Source organism: Nocardioides sp. AN3, assembly GCF_054653495.1.
In genome coordinates this window covers 128,592-146,017 of sequence record NZ_BAAIGC010000012.1, presented here as the reverse complement: position 1 = coordinate 146,017, position 17,426 = coordinate 128,592, and the positions used below count along the sequence as shown (strand labels likewise).

General features: G+C 68.2%; 17 protein-coding genes. 14 read left to right on the top strand and 3 right to left on the bottom strand.

Going from position 1 to position 17,426, the window contains the following annotated elements; translation table 11 throughout:
* Positions 1-37 precede the first annotated feature (37 nt).
* The 5 genes from ACYQ1K_RS15205 (at position 38) to ACYQ1K_RS15185 (ending at position 5,335) form a co-directional block, all read left to right on the top strand.
* Positions 38-1,084, top strand: coding sequence for a LacI family DNA-binding transcriptional regulator (locus ACYQ1K_RS15205; RefSeq protein WP_459983954.1), 1,047 nt, complete (start codon positions 38-40; stop codon positions 1,082-1,084).
* Between the two features lie 110 nt (positions 1,085-1,194).
* Entirely contained in the window at positions 1,195-2,517 is a 1,323-nt protein-coding gene (locus ACYQ1K_RS15200; protein WP_459983953.1) for an ABC transporter substrate-binding protein, read from the top strand.
* 102 nt (positions 2,518-2,619) lie between these two features.
* Positions 2,620-3,486 (top strand): carbohydrate ABC transporter permease, encoded by an 867-nt coding sequence (locus ACYQ1K_RS15195; RefSeq protein ID WP_459983952.1) that lies wholly within the window; start codon positions 2,620-2,622, stop codon positions 3,484-3,486.
* Positions 3,483-4,409 carry a carbohydrate ABC transporter permease gene (locus ACYQ1K_RS15190; RefSeq protein ID WP_459983951.1) on the top strand — a complete coding sequence of 309 codons (927 nt, stop codon included), beginning with the start codon at positions 3,483-3,485 and terminating at the stop codon, positions 4,407-4,409. The genes ACYQ1K_RS15195 and ACYQ1K_RS15190 overlap by 4 nt, the downstream gene beginning before the upstream one ends.
* A 2-nt stretch (positions 4,410-4,411) precedes the next feature.
* Positions 4,412-5,335, top strand: coding sequence for a carbohydrate kinase family protein (locus tag ACYQ1K_RS15185; RefSeq protein WP_459983950.1), 924 nt, complete (start codon positions 4,412-4,414; stop codon positions 5,333-5,335).
* A 110-nt stretch (positions 5,336-5,445) separates the two neighbouring features.
* Here ACYQ1K_RS15185 and ACYQ1K_RS15180 read toward each other — a convergent pair whose 3' ends face one another.
* The gene (locus ACYQ1K_RS15180) at positions 5,446-6,114 is read right to left on the bottom strand and encodes an alpha/beta fold hydrolase (RefSeq protein ID WP_459983949.1); all 669 of its coding nucleotides are present in this window, start codon (positions 6,112-6,114) and stop codon (positions 5,446-5,448) included.
* Between the two features lie 179 nt (positions 6,115-6,293).
* Here ACYQ1K_RS15180 and ACYQ1K_RS15175 point away from each other — a divergent pair, with 179 nt between their 5' ends.
* The 9 genes from ACYQ1K_RS15175 to ACYQ1K_RS15135 all read left to right on the top strand — a co-directional run bounded on the left by ACYQ1K_RS15175 (position 6,294) and on the right by ACYQ1K_RS15135 (position 16,233).
* A complete protein-coding gene (locus ACYQ1K_RS15175; protein ID WP_459983948.1) occupies positions 6,294-6,983 on the top strand; it encodes a GntR family transcriptional regulator in 690 nt (229 codons plus the stop codon).
* A gap of 1 nt (position 6,984) precedes the next feature.
* Positions 6,985-8,499, top strand: a complete 1,515-nt coding sequence (locus ACYQ1K_RS15170; RefSeq protein WP_459983947.1) for an ABC transporter ATP-binding protein — start codon at positions 6,985-6,987, stop codon at positions 8,497-8,499.
* Entirely contained in the window at positions 8,496-9,569 is a 1,074-nt protein-coding gene (locus ACYQ1K_RS15165) for an ABC transporter permease (RefSeq protein WP_459983946.1), read from the top strand. The genes ACYQ1K_RS15170 and ACYQ1K_RS15165 overlap by 4 nt, the downstream gene beginning before the upstream one ends.
* Positions 9,566-10,483: an ABC transporter permease gene (locus tag ACYQ1K_RS15160; RefSeq protein ID WP_459983945.1), complete on the top strand. Its 918-nt coding sequence runs from the start codon at positions 9,566-9,568 to the stop codon at positions 10,481-10,483. The genes ACYQ1K_RS15165 and ACYQ1K_RS15160 overlap by 4 nt, the downstream gene beginning before the upstream one ends.
* A gap of 93 nt (positions 10,484-10,576) precedes the next feature.
* A complete protein-coding gene (locus ACYQ1K_RS15155) occupies positions 10,577-11,728 on the top strand; it encodes a BMP family ABC transporter substrate-binding protein (RefSeq protein ID WP_459983944.1) in 1,152 nt (383 codons plus the stop codon).
* 13 nt (positions 11,729-11,741) lie between these two features.
* The gene (locus tag ACYQ1K_RS15150; protein WP_459983943.1) at positions 11,742-12,365 is read left to right on the top strand and encodes a cysteine hydrolase family protein; all 624 of its coding nucleotides are present in this window, start codon (positions 11,742-11,744) and stop codon (positions 12,363-12,365) included.
* Positions 12,362-13,069 carry a biuret amidohydrolase gene (biuH, locus tag ACYQ1K_RS15145; RefSeq protein WP_459983942.1) on the top strand — a complete coding sequence of 236 codons (708 nt, stop codon included), beginning with the start codon at positions 12,362-12,364 and terminating at the stop codon, positions 13,067-13,069. Before ACYQ1K_RS15150 ends, biuH begins: the two co-directional genes overlap by 4 nt.
* A gap of 153 nt (positions 13,070-13,222) precedes the next feature.
* A complete protein-coding gene (locus ACYQ1K_RS15140) occupies positions 13,223-14,536 on the top strand; it encodes an NtaA/DmoA family FMN-dependent monooxygenase (RefSeq protein WP_459983941.1) in 1,314 nt (437 codons plus the stop codon).
* A 74-nt stretch (positions 14,537-14,610) separates the two neighbouring features.
* Positions 14,611-16,233 carry an ABC transporter substrate-binding protein gene (locus ACYQ1K_RS15135; protein ID WP_459983940.1) on the top strand — a complete coding sequence of 541 codons (1,623 nt, stop codon included), beginning with the start codon at positions 14,611-14,613 and terminating at the stop codon, positions 16,231-16,233.
* A 66-nt stretch (positions 16,234-16,299) separates the two neighbouring features.
* On the opposite strand, the gene ACYQ1K_RS15130 is transcribed toward ACYQ1K_RS15135, so the two are convergent.
* Together ACYQ1K_RS15130 and ACYQ1K_RS15125 are read right to left on the bottom strand one after the other, a co-directional pair.
* Positions 16,300-16,800, bottom strand: coding sequence for a flavin reductase family protein (locus tag ACYQ1K_RS15130; RefSeq protein ID WP_459983939.1), 501 nt, complete (start codon positions 16,798-16,800; stop codon positions 16,300-16,302).
* Positions 16,797-17,279 (bottom strand): NADPH-dependent FMN reductase, encoded by a 483-nt coding sequence (locus ACYQ1K_RS15125; RefSeq protein WP_459983938.1) that lies wholly within the window; start codon positions 17,277-17,279, stop codon positions 16,797-16,799. Before ACYQ1K_RS15125 ends, ACYQ1K_RS15130 begins: the two co-directional genes overlap by 4 nt.
* Between the last annotated feature and the right edge of the window lie 147 nt (positions 17,280-17,426).

The window sequence follows — 17,426 nt, the reverse complement described above, 5'->3', positions numbered from 1 at the left end:
TATCCGGCCCGCTGGCAAACGTTTGAACGGAGACGGCATGGCAACGATCGTGGAGGTCGCACGACTCGCAGGGGTCTCGACCTCGACCGTGTCCCACGTGCTGAACGGCACGCGCAACGTCGAGTCCCACACGCGCCAGAAGGTCCTGGACGCGATCGAGCAGACCGGATACCGCCAGGACGCGCTCGCGCGCGCTCTGCGCCGTTCGCGCACCGACAGCATCGGCCTGGTCGTGTCGGACGCCGGGGAGCCGGCCTTCGCCGAGATGGTGCACGGCGTCGAGCACGCGGCCGCGGCCCAGGGCCTGACGCTCATCCTCGCCAACTCCGCCGAGGATCCCGAGCGGGAGAAGCGCGCGGTCGAGACGCTCCTCGAGCGCCGCGTCGACGGGTTGATCCTGGCGCGGTGCGCCGCCTCGTCGTCGGACGTCGACGCCCATCTCGCGGCCGAGACGCCGCCCGTCGTCCTGCTCGACCGCGTCTTCGACGGCGCACCGTGTGACCAGGTCGGCGCCGACAACCGCGAGAGCATGCGCCGACTGACCGAGCACCTGCTGGGCGCAGGACATCGCCGGTTCGTCCTCGTCGCCGGCGATACGCGAGTGCCGACACTGCGTGAACGACTGGCCGGATTCCAGGATGCGATCCTGGGCGTCGCCACCGATCCGGTGTCCTGCGAGCTGCTGGAGGGCCCAGACTTCGAGTCCGTCGGGGACGCCTTCTCCGCCGCACTCGGCCGCGGCGGCTACACCTGTGTGGTCGCGGCGAGCAGCCCGCTGGCGGTCACGGCCCTGGAGCGGCTGCGCGACGCGGGGGTCTCGGTTCCCGGCGACATCGCCTTCGCCACCTTCGACGGCTTCAACCACTCCGACCTCTTCCAGCCCGCGATCACGACCGTCCGGCAGCCCGCCTTCGAGATGGGAGCCGCGGCCGTGGGCCTGCTCCTGGAGCGCCTCCAGTCTCCGAAGAAGAGCCCCCGCGTGACCCGACTCCAGCAGCGGCTCGAGCTGCGCGCCTCGAGCGAGGACTACCGGTTCGGCTCATTGGTCGACGACGCCCAAGGTCGGACCCCGCAGACCGCTTGACAGGTGTGATGCAAGCCACGTAATTTCGGCGAAACGATTCGCGCAAACGTTTCGATGATCTCGGTTGATCACTGGCCCCTCCGCCCTTCTCCCGTAAGGAACAACCGCCCATGCTTGGTCGCAAGCTCGTGAGCCGACGCCGACGCCACGTCGCCGGCATCGCCCTCGCCGTCATGTCGCTCGTCGGGCTTGCTGCCTGCAGCAGTGCCAGCGACGGCGGCAGCGCCGACGGCAAGACCACGATCACACTCTCGATGCAGAACCCGGATGTGAAGACCGCCGACCCCGCCACGTGGGCGATCGTCCAGGCCTTCGAGAAGGCCAATCCCGACATCCACGTCAAGGTGAGCGGCCAGGCCGTCGCCGAGCACCTGCAGAGCCTCTCGATCGCGGCGCAGAGCGACACCCTCCCCGACATCTTCTGGGTCTACAAGGCCACCGCCGAGGACATGCTCAAGGCCGGCAAGCTGATGGATCTCAAGCCGACCCTGGATGACCTCGGCATCAGCCAGCACCTGCCGCAGAGCACCGTCAGCAACTTCACCGCCGGCGACAAGGTCTACGGCGTTCCCTACCAGGGGCTGCTCACCGGCCTGTGGGTGAACAAGAAGATCCTCGCGGACAACGGCCTCCAAGAGCCGACCACCTTCGACGACCTGGTCGCCATCGCCAAGAAGCTCAAGAGCAAGGGCATCGTCACGATCTCCGACGGCGCCAACCAGTCCTCCTTCAGCGTCTGGTCCTTCCTCGTCTGGCTCGACCGCTTCGGCTTCGAGGACAAGATCGACGGGATCCTTGACGGGTCGCAGAAGTACGACAACGCCGACTTCGTCCGCATGTACCAGCACATCGCCGACCTGCGCGACGCCGGCGCCTTCGCCACCAACGTCTCCACGCAGACCTACCAGCAGGCCGTCGACCAGTACCTGAACGGCAAGGCAGCGATGCTCGACGCCGGCGTCTGGGCCTCCAGCGCGATCCAGGGCTCCTCCGTCGCCGCCGACACCGCCTTCTGGAACGGCGCGACCTTCGACGACGGCGTAGGCAAGCAGGACATCGTCATGAACGTCGCCTCAGCCCCGCTGGTCATCGACCACAAGGTCGCTGACAACAAGTCGAAGCTCGCCGCGGTCAAGAAGTTCCTCGCCTTCTACTACGGCGACACCGCCCAGCAGTTGCTGGTCGACAACGGACAGCCTCCCGTCACCGACTACCAGCCCAAGATCGACGCCACCAAGCAGAGCGTCCTCAAGTCCGCGCTCGACGTCGCCACGGACGCGAACCTGACAAGCCCGCAGTCACAGCCAGACCTGCTCGTCTCCACCGCGGTGGCGAGTGCCATGTACGACAGCATCTACGGCGTCATCGAGGACCAGCTGACCCCCGAGAAGGCGGTCGCCCTGGTCCAGAAGGCCCTCGACGCCGAGAAGTAGATCGCAGCTCGCTGCAAGCTGGGGTGCGCCCGGCTCGTCCGGGCGCACCCCGAACCAACCGGGCCGCACCGCGGCTCACGATCCAAGAGGACGACACGCACGATGGTCTGGATCAGCTCCCGCTGGAAGATCGCCCTGATGCTCGCGCCAGCGCTCATCCTGTTCACGGCCTTCTTCGTCTACCCCGTGGGGTACGCGATCGCCTTCAGCCTCACGAACTCCGCCGGCTTCGGCGCGGCCAAGTTCGTCGGGCTCGACAACTACACCGCACTCACCAGCGACCCTTTCTTCTGGCAGTCGCTGAAGAACACCGTCGTGATCCTGGTCGTGAGCCTCGTCATCCTCGTGCCGGCGTCCTTCGGGCTGGCGCTGCTCCTGCGGCAACGCAAGGGGTCCGGTGCGCTCCGCGCCCTCGTGTTCGGCCCGGCGATCATCGCGCCGATCCTCGTCGGGCTCATCTGGGTGTTCATCCTCGATCCGCGTGTGGGACTGCTGAACCGGCTGCTCGACGCGGTCGGCTTGCCGCCGGTCCAGTGGATCGGCGGCAACACCCTGACGCCGTACGCCGTCTCCGTCGTCTTCATCTGGAGCAGCATCGGCTTCGCGATGACGATCTTCTATGCCGGGCTGCAGCTGCTCCCCGGCGACGTCATGGAGGCCGCCACCCTGGACGGTGCCACCAGCTGGCAGCGACTGCGTCACGTCACTGTTCCGATGATGCGGGAGACCTTCGCGATCGTCACGATCCTGCTGATCACGAACGTCTTCAAGATCTTCGAGCTCGTCTACATGCTCACCGGCGGAGGTCCCGTCCACAGATCCGAGACGCTCGTCAGCTACATGTACTTCGTCACCTTCACCAACCAGCGCTACGGCTCGGGTATGGCGATCGCCGTGGTGATCTTCGTGCTCGGCGCGGTGACGTCGTTGGCCTATCTTGTTGCTGCTCGCCGCCGGAGCCTCGCATGACCCAGACGACGACGCCGACGACGCCCAACCACGAAGCCTCGAGGACCCAGGTGACCGCCCCGAGCCACATACGCGACGACTCGAGCTCGATCAGGCGTCGGCGGATCGGTCTCGTCGCGGGCGGTGCCACCGCCTACCTGATCACGTTCCTCATCGTCCTGCCGATCCTCTGGATCGCCTTGCTCTCGCTCGAGCCCAGCAAGACGATCCTGTCCGACCCGTTCTCGCTGCGCAGCCTCACCTTCGCCAACTACCGCGACGCGATCGCATCGCTGCCGCTGGTGCAGATGTACAAGAACACGATCATCGTCGCGGTCGCCTCGGTGACCATCGGCGCGGTCGTCTCGTTCATGGCGTCGTTCGCGCTCACGCGCATGGTCTTCCGCCGCCGTGCGGCCCAGTCCTCGGTGCGGTTCTACTTCCTCGCCGGGCTCGCCGTGCCGGTGTACGTGCTGTTGTTCCCGATCTACCGCATCGACCTCGCTCTCGGCATCTTCGGCACCTACGCGGCGCTGATCCTGCCCTACATCGCCGTGTCGATCCCGTTCAACACGTTGCTCCTGACGGGGTTCCTCCGGGAGTTCCCCGGCGAGCTCGAGGAGGCGGCGATCATGGACGGTGCAGGCCTGTTCCGCATCTGCTGGTCGGTCGTGCTGCCGACCATGCGGCCCGTGATCGCGACCATCCTCATCTTCAATGTGGTCTACGTCTTCAACGAGTTCCCGTTCGTGTCCATCCTCATCAACGACCCGAACCTGGCGACCGTCTCGCTCGCTGTCTCGCGGTTCCAAGGCCAGTACACCGTCAACTACGGAGGCATGATGGCGGCCGCGACGCTCGTGCTCCTGCCCCAGCTGGCCATCTACGCGCTTTTCCAGCGTCACGTCATCGCAGGTCTGACCGCCGGCGCGGTGAAGGGCTGATGGTGAGCGCTCCTCCTCAGGCGCTCGTCATCGGCGAGGCGCTGGTCGACATCGTCCGCGATCCCGAGGGTGTGACCCTCGAGGCGGTCGGGGGCTCCCCGCTCAACGTGGCGGTGACCCTGGCGCGACTGGGCGTGCCGACCCAGCTGCTCACGAGCCTCGGGGACGACCATCGCGCCGACTTGATCGAGGATCACCTGGAGCAGTCCGGCGTCGAGCTCGTCCCGGGCGCACGTCGGCTCGCGCGCACCTCAACGGCCACGGCCACGTTGCAGGCCGACGGCTCGGCCCACTACGAGTTCGACCTGGAATGGGATCCCACGCCCGCGCAACCGCGAACCGCCACCTGCACGCACGCCGGCTCACTCGGGCTGTTCCTGGAGCCGGGCGCGGATCTCGTACGCTGCCGGCTCGAGGAGGCCGCGCACTCGTCACTCGTCACCCTCGACCCGAACATCCGACCGACGCTGCTCGCTGACCTCGGCCGCACCAGAGTCGCCTTCGAGCGGCTGTTGCCGCTCGCGAAGGTCGTCAAGCTCAGCGACGAGGACGCGGGCTGGCTCTACCCGGGAATGCCCGAGCGCGAGGTCGTGCGCCACCTCCTCGGCGCAGGGCCGACCGTCGTCGCGGTCACACGCGGTCCCCAGGGCTGCGTCATGGCGTCGGGCGAATTCGTCGTCGAGGTCCCGGCGGTCCGGACCGACGTCGTCGACACGATCGGCGCCGGTGACTCCTTCATGGGCGCGCTCCTCCATCAGCTGATGGTCAGCGGCCTGACGGCCGATGTGCTCGCAGGGGAGACGCTGTGGCCTGAAGAGCTCGATCTCCTCGGGCGGCGTGCAGCGCAGGTCGCCGCCGTCACAGTGAGCCGCCCTGGCGCCGACCCGCCGTGGCTGGCCGACCTGACGAGCACCGCCACCGGATAGCCGGCGAGGCGCCGGACGGCACCCGGCCCGGGCTCGACGTCATCGCAAGAGCCACGGACGGCCGGATCCGGCGGCTCGAACTGCCGAAGTGGCGGTTCGTCTTCGCCGCGTCAACCCACTGACATGCCGGCACTCGGCGCCCCGGCCGATCGGATGACGTCGAGGACGACGGCAGCGAAAGCGGCAGGCGCGTCATAGGGCGCGAAGTGGGACGCCTGCGGCACTTCGCGAATGCGATAGCCGAGATCGCCTTCGAGGGCGTCGGCGGCCAGGTGCCGCAGCGGCGGCGAGTGCTCGCCGACCGTGATGATGACCGGGCCGGCATCGCGCGACGGGGCGGCTGGCTCGAAGCCCGAGAACATGGCCAGCTCGCGAGCCGTCACGTCGTCATCCAGCCAGAGCCCGACGCCGCAGAGGTCGACCGACCAGGACGGGCCGTAGAGAGTGCGCGCGAAGGCCGCGGTTCCTCCTGCGGCGAAGGCGACCCGCATCGGCGTGAGAAGGTCGGGGACGAGGCTGCCGACCGCCGGCTCGTGCAACACCGCACCGGCGAAGGAGCCGCCGCGGGCGGACAGTGCCAGGCCGAGGGTGGCGCCGCCGCTCAAGCCCACGAGCCATGAGTCGGCCACCAGGCCGGAGAGCCACTCCAGCTCCAGGTCGAGGCTTCCGGTCCGAGGACGCTCGGGCGCCACCACGTCGCAGTCGCGCAGGTGGGGGATCAGCCGGTCCCACACCCGCGCCGTGCTTGCTGCGCCGTGCAGCAGGACGAGTCGGGTCACGGGACGCGAGGCTAGGACACACCGCAGCCACCCCCGTGACGGCGCCTTAAAGACTTCGTAACAGCACGAAGACGACGCTCGAAACATCCTGCATACAGGGTCGGGCACAGACCCGGATACAGACCGCGGTCACCGAGCCAGAAGGATCGGCGTGCGTGCGGACCCGTAGCAGAACCGAAGTGGCTGCCAGCCGGCGCGAGCACGCCTACCTCCAGATCCGCCGGATGGTCATGCTGGGGGAGTTCCCGTCCGGGCATCGGCTGGCCGAGGAGCAGATCGCCGAGCAGCTGCAGATGTCCCGCACGCCCGTGCGTGAGGCGTTCGTGCGACTCCACAGCGACCGGCTCCTCAAGCGCTTCTCCGATGGCGGCTACTACGTGGCCGAGATCGACCTCCTCGACCTGCGCGACCTCTATGAGCTGCGCCTGACCCTGGAGCTGCGTGGCATCACCCGTGCCGCGGAGGCAGGGATCACGCACGACCGGGGTGCGTTGACACAGCTGCTCTCGACGTGGCAGGCGATCAGGGAGGACCCTCCTGAGCCGGACGGCTCGTTCATCGGTCTGGACGAGGCCTTCCACCTGGCACTGCTGCGCGCGTCGGGGAACCTGGCGCTCGCCGAGATGCTGGAGACCGTCAACATCCGGATCCGGCCGGTGCACACCTACGACTTCCTGTCTGCTGACCGCATCACCACGAGCATCGATGAACATCTCGGGATCGTCACCGCACTGCTCGACGGCGAGGTCCTGCTCGCCGCCGATTTGCTGCGCGAGCACATCGGCGCCTCACTCGAGGTCGTCGAGCAGCGCGCCGCCAGTGCGATCCGTCAACGAGCGCTGCTCTCGCGCAGCACCCGGGAGGTCTGACATGTCCGCTCGCCATCCGCGGCCTCTGTTGGAGGTGCTCGGACTGACCAAGCACTTCGGGGAGGTGAAGGCGAACACCGACGTGAGCATGGAGGTGATGCCGGCGGAGGTGCACGCTCTCGTCGGCGAGAACGGCGCCGGCAAGAGCACGCTGCTGAAGATGATCTACGGCGTCTATCAGCCCAACTCCGGCCAGATGATCGTCGACGGCAAGGAGGCACCGATCGCCAGCCCGGCCGACGCCCGACGGCACGGCATCGGCATGGTCTTCCAGGACCTGCGCCTGGTCCCGGCGCTGACGGTGACCGAGAACGTCGCGCTCGCCGTCGCCGAGGGGCCGATCCTGCGACTGCGGGACCTGGCGCGCCGCATCGAGAAGGCGAGCGACGAGTTCGGGCTCGCCGTCGACCCGTCGGCGAAGGTGGCCCACCTCTCGATCGGCGAGCGCCAGCGGGTCGAGATCCTCAAGGTCTTGATGACCGGGGCCAAGCTGGTCATCCTCGACGAGCCGACCAGCGTGCTGGCTCCCCAGGAGGTCGAGGCGCTGCTCGGGGTCGTGCGCCACCTGCGCGAGCGTGGCTTCGCGATCGTCATCGTGACGCACAAGCTCGACGAGGTCCGCAGCATCGCCGACCGTGCGACCGTGCTCCGTGGGGGGCGCACCGTCCTGACGAACGTGGACCCGGCCGACTACACCAACGCGGAGCTGGTCGAGGCGATGGTCGGGCGTGCCGTGGCCGACCTCGACCGCACCCACCGGACCATCGCGGAGAGCCAGGTGCCGGCGATCGAGCTGGTCGGGGTCCGCGCTCGCGGGGACGCCGGCCACGTCGCGCTCAAGGGTGTCGACCTGACGGTGCGTCCTGGTGAGCTGGTCGGGGTCGCGGGAGTGGCGGGCAGCGGCCAGCGCGAGCTGTGCGAGGTCATCCTCGGCCTACGGCCGGCCGAGCAGGGCTCGGTGCGCCTCAACGGCCAGGACGTACGCCGTCCCACCGACGCGATCGCGGCCGGCGCGGCCAGCATCCCTGAGGATCCGGTGGCCGACTCGGTGGTCGGACGGCTGACGGTGCTCAACCACATGGTTCTGCACGGTCGCCCCATCCCGAGGCGCGGTCTGGGGATCAACTGGCGGACGGTGGATGAGCACACGACGGTCAGCAACAAGCGCCTCGGCCTGAACCTCGCACCGCGTGGACGTCGCGTGGCCGAGCTCTCCGGTGGGAACATCCAGCGCGTCATCCTGACCCGCGAGCTGGCCTTGGAGGCGACGGTCGTCGTGGCGGCGTACCCGAGCCGGGGGCTGGACATCGCCAACGCCCGCCGCACCCAGGAGCTGCTCCTGCAGCGCAGCGAGGAGGGCGCCTGCGTGCTGATGGTCTCCGAGGACCTGGACGAGCTGATGTCGATGGCCGACCGGATCGTCGTGATGCGCGACGGTCACATCACCGGGGAGGTACACCCGGTCGACTTCGAGCGCTCGAGCATCGGCGAGCTGATGACGGGGGGTGCGGCATGACCACCCACGCCGCCACGAGGGTCGGGGCCCTCCGGGTCAGCGTCCCGGCGCTGCTGCGCGGGCTCTCCGTCGCCGCACGATGGGTCGGCGCCCTCGCCGTGGCGATCACCGTCTTCGCTGTCCTGCTCATGATCAAGGGCGCGCACCCGGTCGAGGCCTACTCGGCGATGCTGCGGCTGGCCTTCGGGGAGCAGGCCTCGGTCGACCAGATCGTGATCCGGATGGCTCCGCTGGTCCTCGGCGCCCTCGCCGTCGCCGTCCCGGCGCGGGCGGGCCTCACGAACGTCGGCGGCGAAGGTCAGATCATCATCGGCGGCGTCGCCGCCTGCGGCGTCACGCTGTGGCTCCCGGAGACGCTTTCCGGTCCGCTGCTGATCGTCGCCATGTTCCTCGCCGGCGCGCTCGCAGGGTCGCTGTGGGCTGCCCTTGCCGGAACGTTGCGAGTGGTCACCGGGGTGAACGAGGCGATCAGCACGCTGCTGCTGAACTTCGTCGCCGTCGACATCCTGCTGTTCCTCATCTACCAGCCATGGCGTGAGACCCCGGCCGGTCAGCCGGCCACCAAGGAGCTGGTCGACACCGCCAAGCTCCCGCTGCTCTCGGCGACGAGCCGGATCAACATCGGGATCGTGATCGCGCTGGTGCTCACGGTGCTGGTCCACCTCACGCTCACCCGGACGCGGTGGGGCTTCCAGATCTCGGTGGCTGGCGGCAACAGCGAGGCCGCTCGGCGCTCTGGCCTCAACGTCCCACGACTCCTCCTCTCGGCCCTGCTGGTGGGCGGCGCCCTCGCCGGGATCGCCGGGATGATCATCTTCGCCGGGGTGGAGTACAAGCTGCGACCCGGCTTCGGTCACCAGGTGGGCTACACCGCGTTCCTCGTCTGCTGGCTGGCCCGCCACCGGCCGTTCCCGATCCTGCTCGGCTCCTTCCTGATGGCGACGCTGGCAGTCGCTGGCGACAGCCTCCAGATCGACTCCCAGATCCCCTCAGCTGCCATCTACGTGCTGACGGCGCTGATCCTCATGGCCGTCCTCGGCTTCACCAGGTCCCGGAAGGCGAACGCATGAGTCTCGCGACAGACGTCCTGGCCAGCGGCGTCGCCGGCGGCACCTCGATCATGTTCGCCGGCCTGGGTGAGACCGTCGGTGAGCGCGCGGGAGTCATCAACCTCGGGATCGAGGGCAGCATGCTCGGGGGCGCGCTCGGCGCCTACGCGGTCACGGTCGAGTCGGGCAACCCCTGGCTCGGGGTGCTCGTCGGCGGAACGGCCGGCGCCACGCTCGCGCTGGTGCACGCGTATCTGGTCGTCTGGCGCCATGCCAGCCAGATGGCGAGCGGACTGACGGTGCTCTTCCTCGCGCTCGGCCTGACCTCGCTCTTCGGCGTCTCCTACGTCGGCAGAGCGCTCAAGCACGGCTTCGGGACCTGGGACGTGCCTGGTCTGAGCTCGATCCCGGCTGTCGGTCCGATCCTCTTCGAGCACGACCCGCTCGTCTATGTCGGCTACCTCACCGTCCCGCTCGTCTGGTTCCTCCTGTTCAAGACCAGGGCCGGGCTGCTGGTGCGGACGGCCGGTGAGCGGGCCGACTCGCTCACCGTGCACGGCTACGACATCCGATGGACCCGCACCCTCGCGGTGACCGCCGGCGGATTCCTGGCCGGGGTCGGCGGCGCCCACCTCTCGATCGCCTACGCCAACGCCTGGTTCGAGAACATGGTGTCCGGACGCGGCTTCATCGCCGTGGCCCTCGTCATCTTCGCCGTGTGGAGCCCGGCCCGCGTGATGGCCGGCGCGTGGCTCTTCGGCTGCGCCCTCGCACTCGGGAGCGCGTTGCAGGCCCGTGGCTACCAGGTCAACCAGTTCGCCCTGGACGCCGTCCCGTTCCTGCTCACGCTCGTCGTCCTGACCGTCCTCGGCCGCCGGACACTGTCGTCCTCCCCGGCCGAGCTGAAGAAGGTCTTCGAGAACTCCGCCACCTAGTCGACCAGGAAACGTCGCAAGGCCACCGCACCGGGCGCTCCAGCCTCGAAACCAGTTCGCCCGGCGCGGTGTTGAACACGAGAGGAACCACTCATGCCCACACGTAAACCTACCGCCCTGCTAGCAGGGCTCGCACTCCTCGCAGCCCTCGGCGCCTGCGCCCCTGCGGCCAGCAACAGCGACTCGGGCTCCTCGGGCCCTCCGGGCAAGGGCACGAAGGCCATCGGCTTCATCATGGTCGGCCCGAAGGACGACTTCGGCTACAACCAGGCGGTCTACGACGGCAGCCAGGTGATCAAGAAGGAGTTCCCCGGCGTCAAGGTGCTCACCGCCGAGAACGTGCCCGAGGACGACACGGCTGCGACCACGATGGAGCAGATGATCAGCAAGGGCGCCAAGCTGATCTTCGCCACCAGCTACGGTCACCTCGACGCCGCCCTGAAGGTCGCGGCCGCCCACCCGGACGTCGTCGTGGTCCAGCAGGGCAACACGATCACGCCGGAGAGCAAGATCACCGCGAACGTCGGCACCTACTTCGGCACCGTGTACGAGCCGATGTACCTGGCCGGCATCGCCGCGGGCGCCTCGACGAAGTCGAACAAGCTGGGCTACGTCTACGCCTTCCCGATCCCGCAGACGATCGCGAACATCAACGCCTTCGAGCGGGGAGCCCAGTCGGTGAACCCGAAGGCGCAGACGATCACGGTCTCGACCTCCTCCTGGTGCGATCCGGGCAAGCAGCAGGCCGCTGCTGAGAGCCTCCTGTCCCAGGGTGTCGACGTCCTCACTCAGCACCAGGACTGCACGGCGACGGTGATCCAGGCCGCCGAGAAGGCCGGGGCGATGACCGTCGGCTACCACGCGGACGCCTCCTCCTTGGCGCCGAAGGGCTGGCTCACCGGAGCGGTCTGGAACTGGGGCCCGCTCTACACCGACATCGTGAAGACGGTGCTGGCCGGTGACTTCGTCGGCAGCAAGTACAACGCCAACTTCCGGGTGGGCTACAAGACCGGCACGAACCCGTTCGTCCTGGCTCCGTTCGGTCCGGACGTGACCGCGCAGACCAAGGCCAAGATCGACGACGCCCAGAAGTTCCTGGCCACGCCCGACGGGTCCCCGTTCGTCGGGCCGGTCGAGGACCAGACCGGAGCGGTGAAGATCAAGGCCGGCGTGATCCCGACCTACGAGCAGAACGACGCCATGGACTTCTTCGTCAAGGGTGTCGTCGGAAAGCTCGCCAAGTAGGGGCGTGACGAGGATGAACCCCACTGTCGCCGGCAGCACGCCGTACGCCTGGCCGTACGACGCCAGCATGGAGGCCTCTCGCCTGGCGCTGGTCGTCGTCCTGCCCGGATCGGACGGCGCGGTCTCCGGCGAAGGGTCATCCTGGCCGGACCCGGTCCTGGACTCGGCGCTGGACGCGGTCCTCGGCCGGATCGCCGACCTGGCCGGTGCGGTCCACGCGAACGGCGGCGTCGTGGTCGAGGTGACCACGGCGCCCCGTTCCCGGGGCGGCCCGGCGACGCCTCGGCTGGGTGCCACCGGCCTGAAGGGCGACGCTCACCGGGTCGTAGCCGGGGGGATCGACGGCTTCTTCGCCAGCCCCCTGGATGCGACCCTGCGATCGCTCGGACGCGACCAGCTGCTGGTCTGCGGCCAGTGGCTGGAGACGAACGTCCACTCGACGATGCGCTCGGCCAACGACCGTGGGTATGAATGCCTGCTGGTCCTGGACGCGTGCGCCCCCCTCGACCCGGATCTCGTCGCCTCGTCGCGATCCCAGGTCGAGATGTCCGGGGGCATCTTCGGCGCCGTGGGCGAGACCACGGCGGTGCTCGACGCCCTGCTTCCACGACCGCATCTCCAGAAGGAACTGACGTGACCCTCACCTTCGGGCCTGTCGAGGCCCAGCCCTACTCCTGGCCGTACGACGGGTCGTTCACGCCCGAGCGCACGGCACTGATCAACATCGACTGGCAGGTCGACTTCTGCGGCCCGGGCGGCTACGTCGACCGGATGGGCTACGACCTGTCCCTGACCCGTTCCGGCCTGCCGGCGACCCAACGCGTCCTGGCCGCGGCCCGTGAGGTCGGCATGTTCGTGGTGCACACCCGAGAGGGCCACCGCCCTGACCTCTCGGACTGTCCTCCGAACAAGCTGTGGCGCTCGGAGCAGATCGGCGCCGGCATCGGCTCGGACGGACCGTGCGGAAGGATCCTCACCCGAGGCGAGCCCGGGTGGGAGATCGTGCCCGAGGTGGCTCCGATCGATGGCGAGCTGGTGATCGACAAGCCAGGCAAGGGATCGTTCTACGCCACCGACCTCGACCTGCTGCTGCGCACGCGCGGGGTCACCCACCTGATCTTCACGGGGATCACCACCGACGTCTGCGTGCACACCACGATGCGCGACGCAAACGACCGCGGCTACGAGTGCCTGCTGCTCACCGACTGCACCGGAGCCACCGACGTCGGCAACTACGAGGCCGCCCTGAAGATGGTGACCATGCAGGGAGGCGTCTTCGGGGCGATCGCCGACTCGAACGCTCTCCTGACCAGCCTCACCGGAGCATCCAGCGCCGCGTGAGCGGAGCCGCTGCCGTGGCGGGGTGAGCGACGTCACCACCGATCGAAGGCGAACGGAGGACGGTTCCTGCGCAATCGGGTCGAAACGTGTCCCCGCGTGAGGTGAAACATCCAGCAAGCACAGTCCTGCCACCGCGAGTGAACGGAGGCAGCGATGTTCCACCTCGGCTGGTTCATGGGCAGTGGCTTCAGTGTCCAGACCTGGGCAGGTGATCCATGGGCCGGCACCACCGGCCGTGACTGGATGAAGGGCGGCATCTTCAAGGATCTCGCGGCTTCGTTGGAGCGCGCCGGGTTCGACTTCCTGCTGGTCGAGGATACGAGCATGATCGAGGACGCCTTCGGCGGCTCGATGGAGACGACGCTCAAGCACGGGCTGCTGGGGCCCAAGAGCGACCCGGTTCCTCTCATCCCGCTGCTGACGCAGGACACCCGGCACATCGGCGTGGCGGTGACTCTCTCCACGAGCTTCTACCACCCCTACATGGCCGCTCGGACCATGACCACGCTCGACCACCTCACCGATGGACGGGTCGGCCTCAACGTCGTCACCGGCAGCAGCCGCGCGGCGGCCATGCAGTACGGCTACGACGACCTCCAGCCGCACGACGAGCGCTACCAGATGGCGCACGAGTGGATGGAGGCCGTCGGCGCGCTCTGGGAGTCGTGGGAGGAGGGTGCGGTGCTTCTGGATCAGGAGACTCCTCGCTACGCCGACCACACCAAGGTGCACCACGTCGACTTCGTCGGGAAGTACTTCAAGACGCGGGGGCCGCTGAACACGATCCCGGGGCCGCAACGACGCCCGGTGATCGTGCAGGCGGGCGCCTCGCCGGCAGGACGTGATCTCGCCGCGAAGTACGCCGAGACGATGCTCGCCCACGGGACGACCGTCGAGATGATGAAGGCGTTCCGGGAGGACATGCATCGGCGCCTGGAGGGATACGGCCGGGACCCGAGTGAGCTGAAGATCCTCTTCCTGCTCGAGCCGACTCTCGGGGAGACCGACGCCGTCGCCCAGGCGCGGGTGGAAGCCCAGAACGCCTACCTGCGCACGGACGAGGCGATCGAGAAGAAGCTGTGGGGCCTGTCCTACGCCTCAGGGGGCACCCACGACTTCTCGACGTACGACGTCGACGGGCCCGTGCCCGATGTGTGGGGCAACGGCGAGCAGAGCACCTTGCGCAACTTCGTGGAGCGGGGGCAGGGAATGAGCCTGCGGGAGGCGATCGCGACGATCGACACCCACTCCGGACTCGCCTTCGTGGGCTCACCGGACACGGTGGCCGCCCAGATGGGCGAGGCGATGGAGGAGGTCGGCGGCGATGGGTTCCTGCTCTCTCCGACCGTCACCCGCCGCAACATCGCCGAGATCGCCGACGGTCTCGCGCCGGCGCTTCGCAGACGTGGCCTGATCCGGGACGGCTACCACCACCAGACCTTCCGAGAGAACCTGCTCGAGTTCTGACCGAACGCACCACCCGACTGCACGCCGACGGCGCCGTGGGTCATCCCGAGAAGCGCGACACCCAGGAGGCCTCGATGCCCCGATCCGCCGAACCATCGTTCCAGCTCAACCCGAATGTCGATCGCCGTGCCTTCATGCGGCTCAGCGCCGTCGCTGCCGGCAGCGTCGGGCTCTCATCGCTGCTCGCCGCGTGCGGCGCCGGAGGCGCGTCGCAGTCGGGAGGCAAGCTGACCCTGACGATGCCCTTCCTCGAGGACATGCAGGTGCCCGACCCGGACATCATGTACGAGGGCGAGGGCGTCCAGGTGATGCATGCCGCCTACGAGGGCCTGTGCCAGTACAAGCCCGGCACCAGCGAGGTCATTCCGTTGCTGGCGGAGTCGTGGACCCTCTCGTCGGACAACCTCACCTACACGTTCAAGCTCAAGCCGAACGTGAAGTTCCACGACGGCACTCTGGCGGACGCACAGTCCTGGATCGACTCCTTCGACCGGCGTGCGAAGGTCAACCAGGGGCCGGCGTACATGGTCCAGGGCATCGCGAAGTCCGAGGCGCCCGACCCGACGACCCTGGTGGTCACCTTGAAGGCGCCGAACCAGGCGTTCCTCCACTACCTGGCCTGTCCGTGGCATCCCCTGGTCACCAGCCCGACGGCGGTCAAGAAGTACGCCAAGGGCGACGACCTCGCGCAGGGCTGGCTCAAGACGCACGACGCCGGCACCGGCCCGTTCGTGATCAGCGAGTTCGTCCCGGGCAGCCACTACACGCTCACGAAGTTCAAGGACTACTGGGGCGGCGACGTCGGCTTCGACACGATCCGGATCGCGATCACTCCCGACGTCTCCACGCAGAAGCTGCAACTGGACTCCGGCGCCTTCGACATCGTCACCAAGGGCTTCCCGGTCGAGTCGGTCAAGAGCTACCAGAAGAACGGCAAGTTCACCGTCCCGCTCGCCTTCGGTGGGGGCGGCAACGCGATCTGGCTGAACTTCAACAGGCCGCTCTTCAGCGACAAGGCGCTGCGCCAGGCACTGGTGAAGGCGATCGATCGCAAGCCGATCGTGGAGACCGGCTTCGGTGGGTTGACGCAGCCGCAGAAGGGCTACTGGCCCGATCTGCTGTTCGACGCCTCGCTGGTGCCGCTCAGCGACAGCGTGGACACGGCCGACTGCAAGGCGCTCGTCGCGAAGCTCTCCGACAAGACCGTCGACGTCGCGTGGGGTGCCAGCGGCGGCGAGCCGAACCACCAGATGGCCAACCAGCTGCAGATCCAGCTGGCCGCGCTGGGATTCGACGCCACGGTGCGTCAGCTGCCGACCTCGCAGGAGTTCGACCTCGCCAACCAGCCCCAGTCGAAGCGGCCCGACATCCTGGTCGACTTCATGGGCGGCGACGCCCTGCACCTGGACACGGTGCTGCGCATCCTGCTGCGCACCGACGCGAAGCCGCTCAACTTCTTCGGCTACAGCAACCCGCAGCTCGACAAGCTGATGGACGACGCCGTCGTGCAGCCGACGGTGGAGAAGATGAACGCGATCTACGTGCAGGCCACCAAGCTGCTCGAGGACGACGCCATCTACATCATGCTCTGCAACACGCCGTACCCGATCATCGCGCAGAAGGACATCACCGGGATCGTGCTCGACTCGGACTACCCCGAGATCTTCGACTCCTCGAAGATCAGGAGGTCCGCCTGAGTGGCGGCACACGAGTGAAGGGGCCCGGTTCCGCACCGGGCCCCTTCTTCGTTCGTCGACGTCGGCTCAGCCGGCCGCCGCCAGCGAGTGGAAGCCGCTGCGATGGAACACCATCGGCACGACGTCCGGGTTCATCGTCAGCGCCTCGACGTTGAGCTGGACGATCTGATGGTCACCGCCCGCGACGACGCTGTGGATGGTGCAGTCCATCCACAGCGTCGAGCCGTGCACGAACACGGCGCCGCTCTCGTCGGCCACCCAATCGACGTCAGCGAACCGGTCTCCGCTCTTCGAGGCGAGCGAGCGCGCCACCGTGCCGTGGTCGCTCGCGAGCACGCTGAGCCCGAGATGACTCAGCTTCGAGAGCCGCGGCCAGGTCGAGGACGTGTTCTGCACGCAGACGAGGACCAGGGCCGGGTCGACCGAGAGCGAGGTGAAGGAGCTCGCGGCCATGCCGTCGGGCACGCCGTCCACGAGTCCGCAGAACGCGGTCACGCCGCTGGGGAAGCACCCGAACGCCTGCCGCAGCAGAGCCGCGTCGAACCGGCCGTCGGTCGCCTCGATCATGAGGACACCGCCGACGGCACGTAGGAGCGGGCGAGGGCGAGCCACTCGTCGAGATCGGCCTCGTAGCCCGAGTCCAGGAGATAGAGGCTGGGTGCCGGGCAGCTGGCGCCGATCTCGACGAGCACGGGACGCAGGGTGAGCTCCGGGGCGAGCGCATGCTTCCACGAACCGCCCAGCATCACCGGAAACGTCGTGATGCCGCCGAGCTCGCCCTGCCCGAACTGGTCGAGGAAGAGCTTGAGCAGACCGGTATAGGTGGCCTTGAACGTGGGCGACGCGACGACGAGCGAGTCGGCCTGGAGCACGGTCTGCTTCGCTTCGGCGACCTTCGGGTCACCCCAGCCGAGCAGACCGGCGCCCAGGTCCACGACGTCGATCACCGCGGTTGGCGCGGTCCCCGTCAGCGTGGTGACGATGAGCTCCGCAGCGGCCCGGGTCCGAGACATCGGCTTCGGGTTGCCGACGATGACGACGGTCATGTGTGATCCTCCAACCACGGTCGACGGTGGTGACGGTTCCAGTGAAGGTCCGGCGGATTTCTCGGGCTCCGCCCCGTGGTTAACCTTCGATTGCGCCGCCGTTGCGCATCGGGACGAGGAGCCGACCCAGCGCAATGGAGGCGCTAC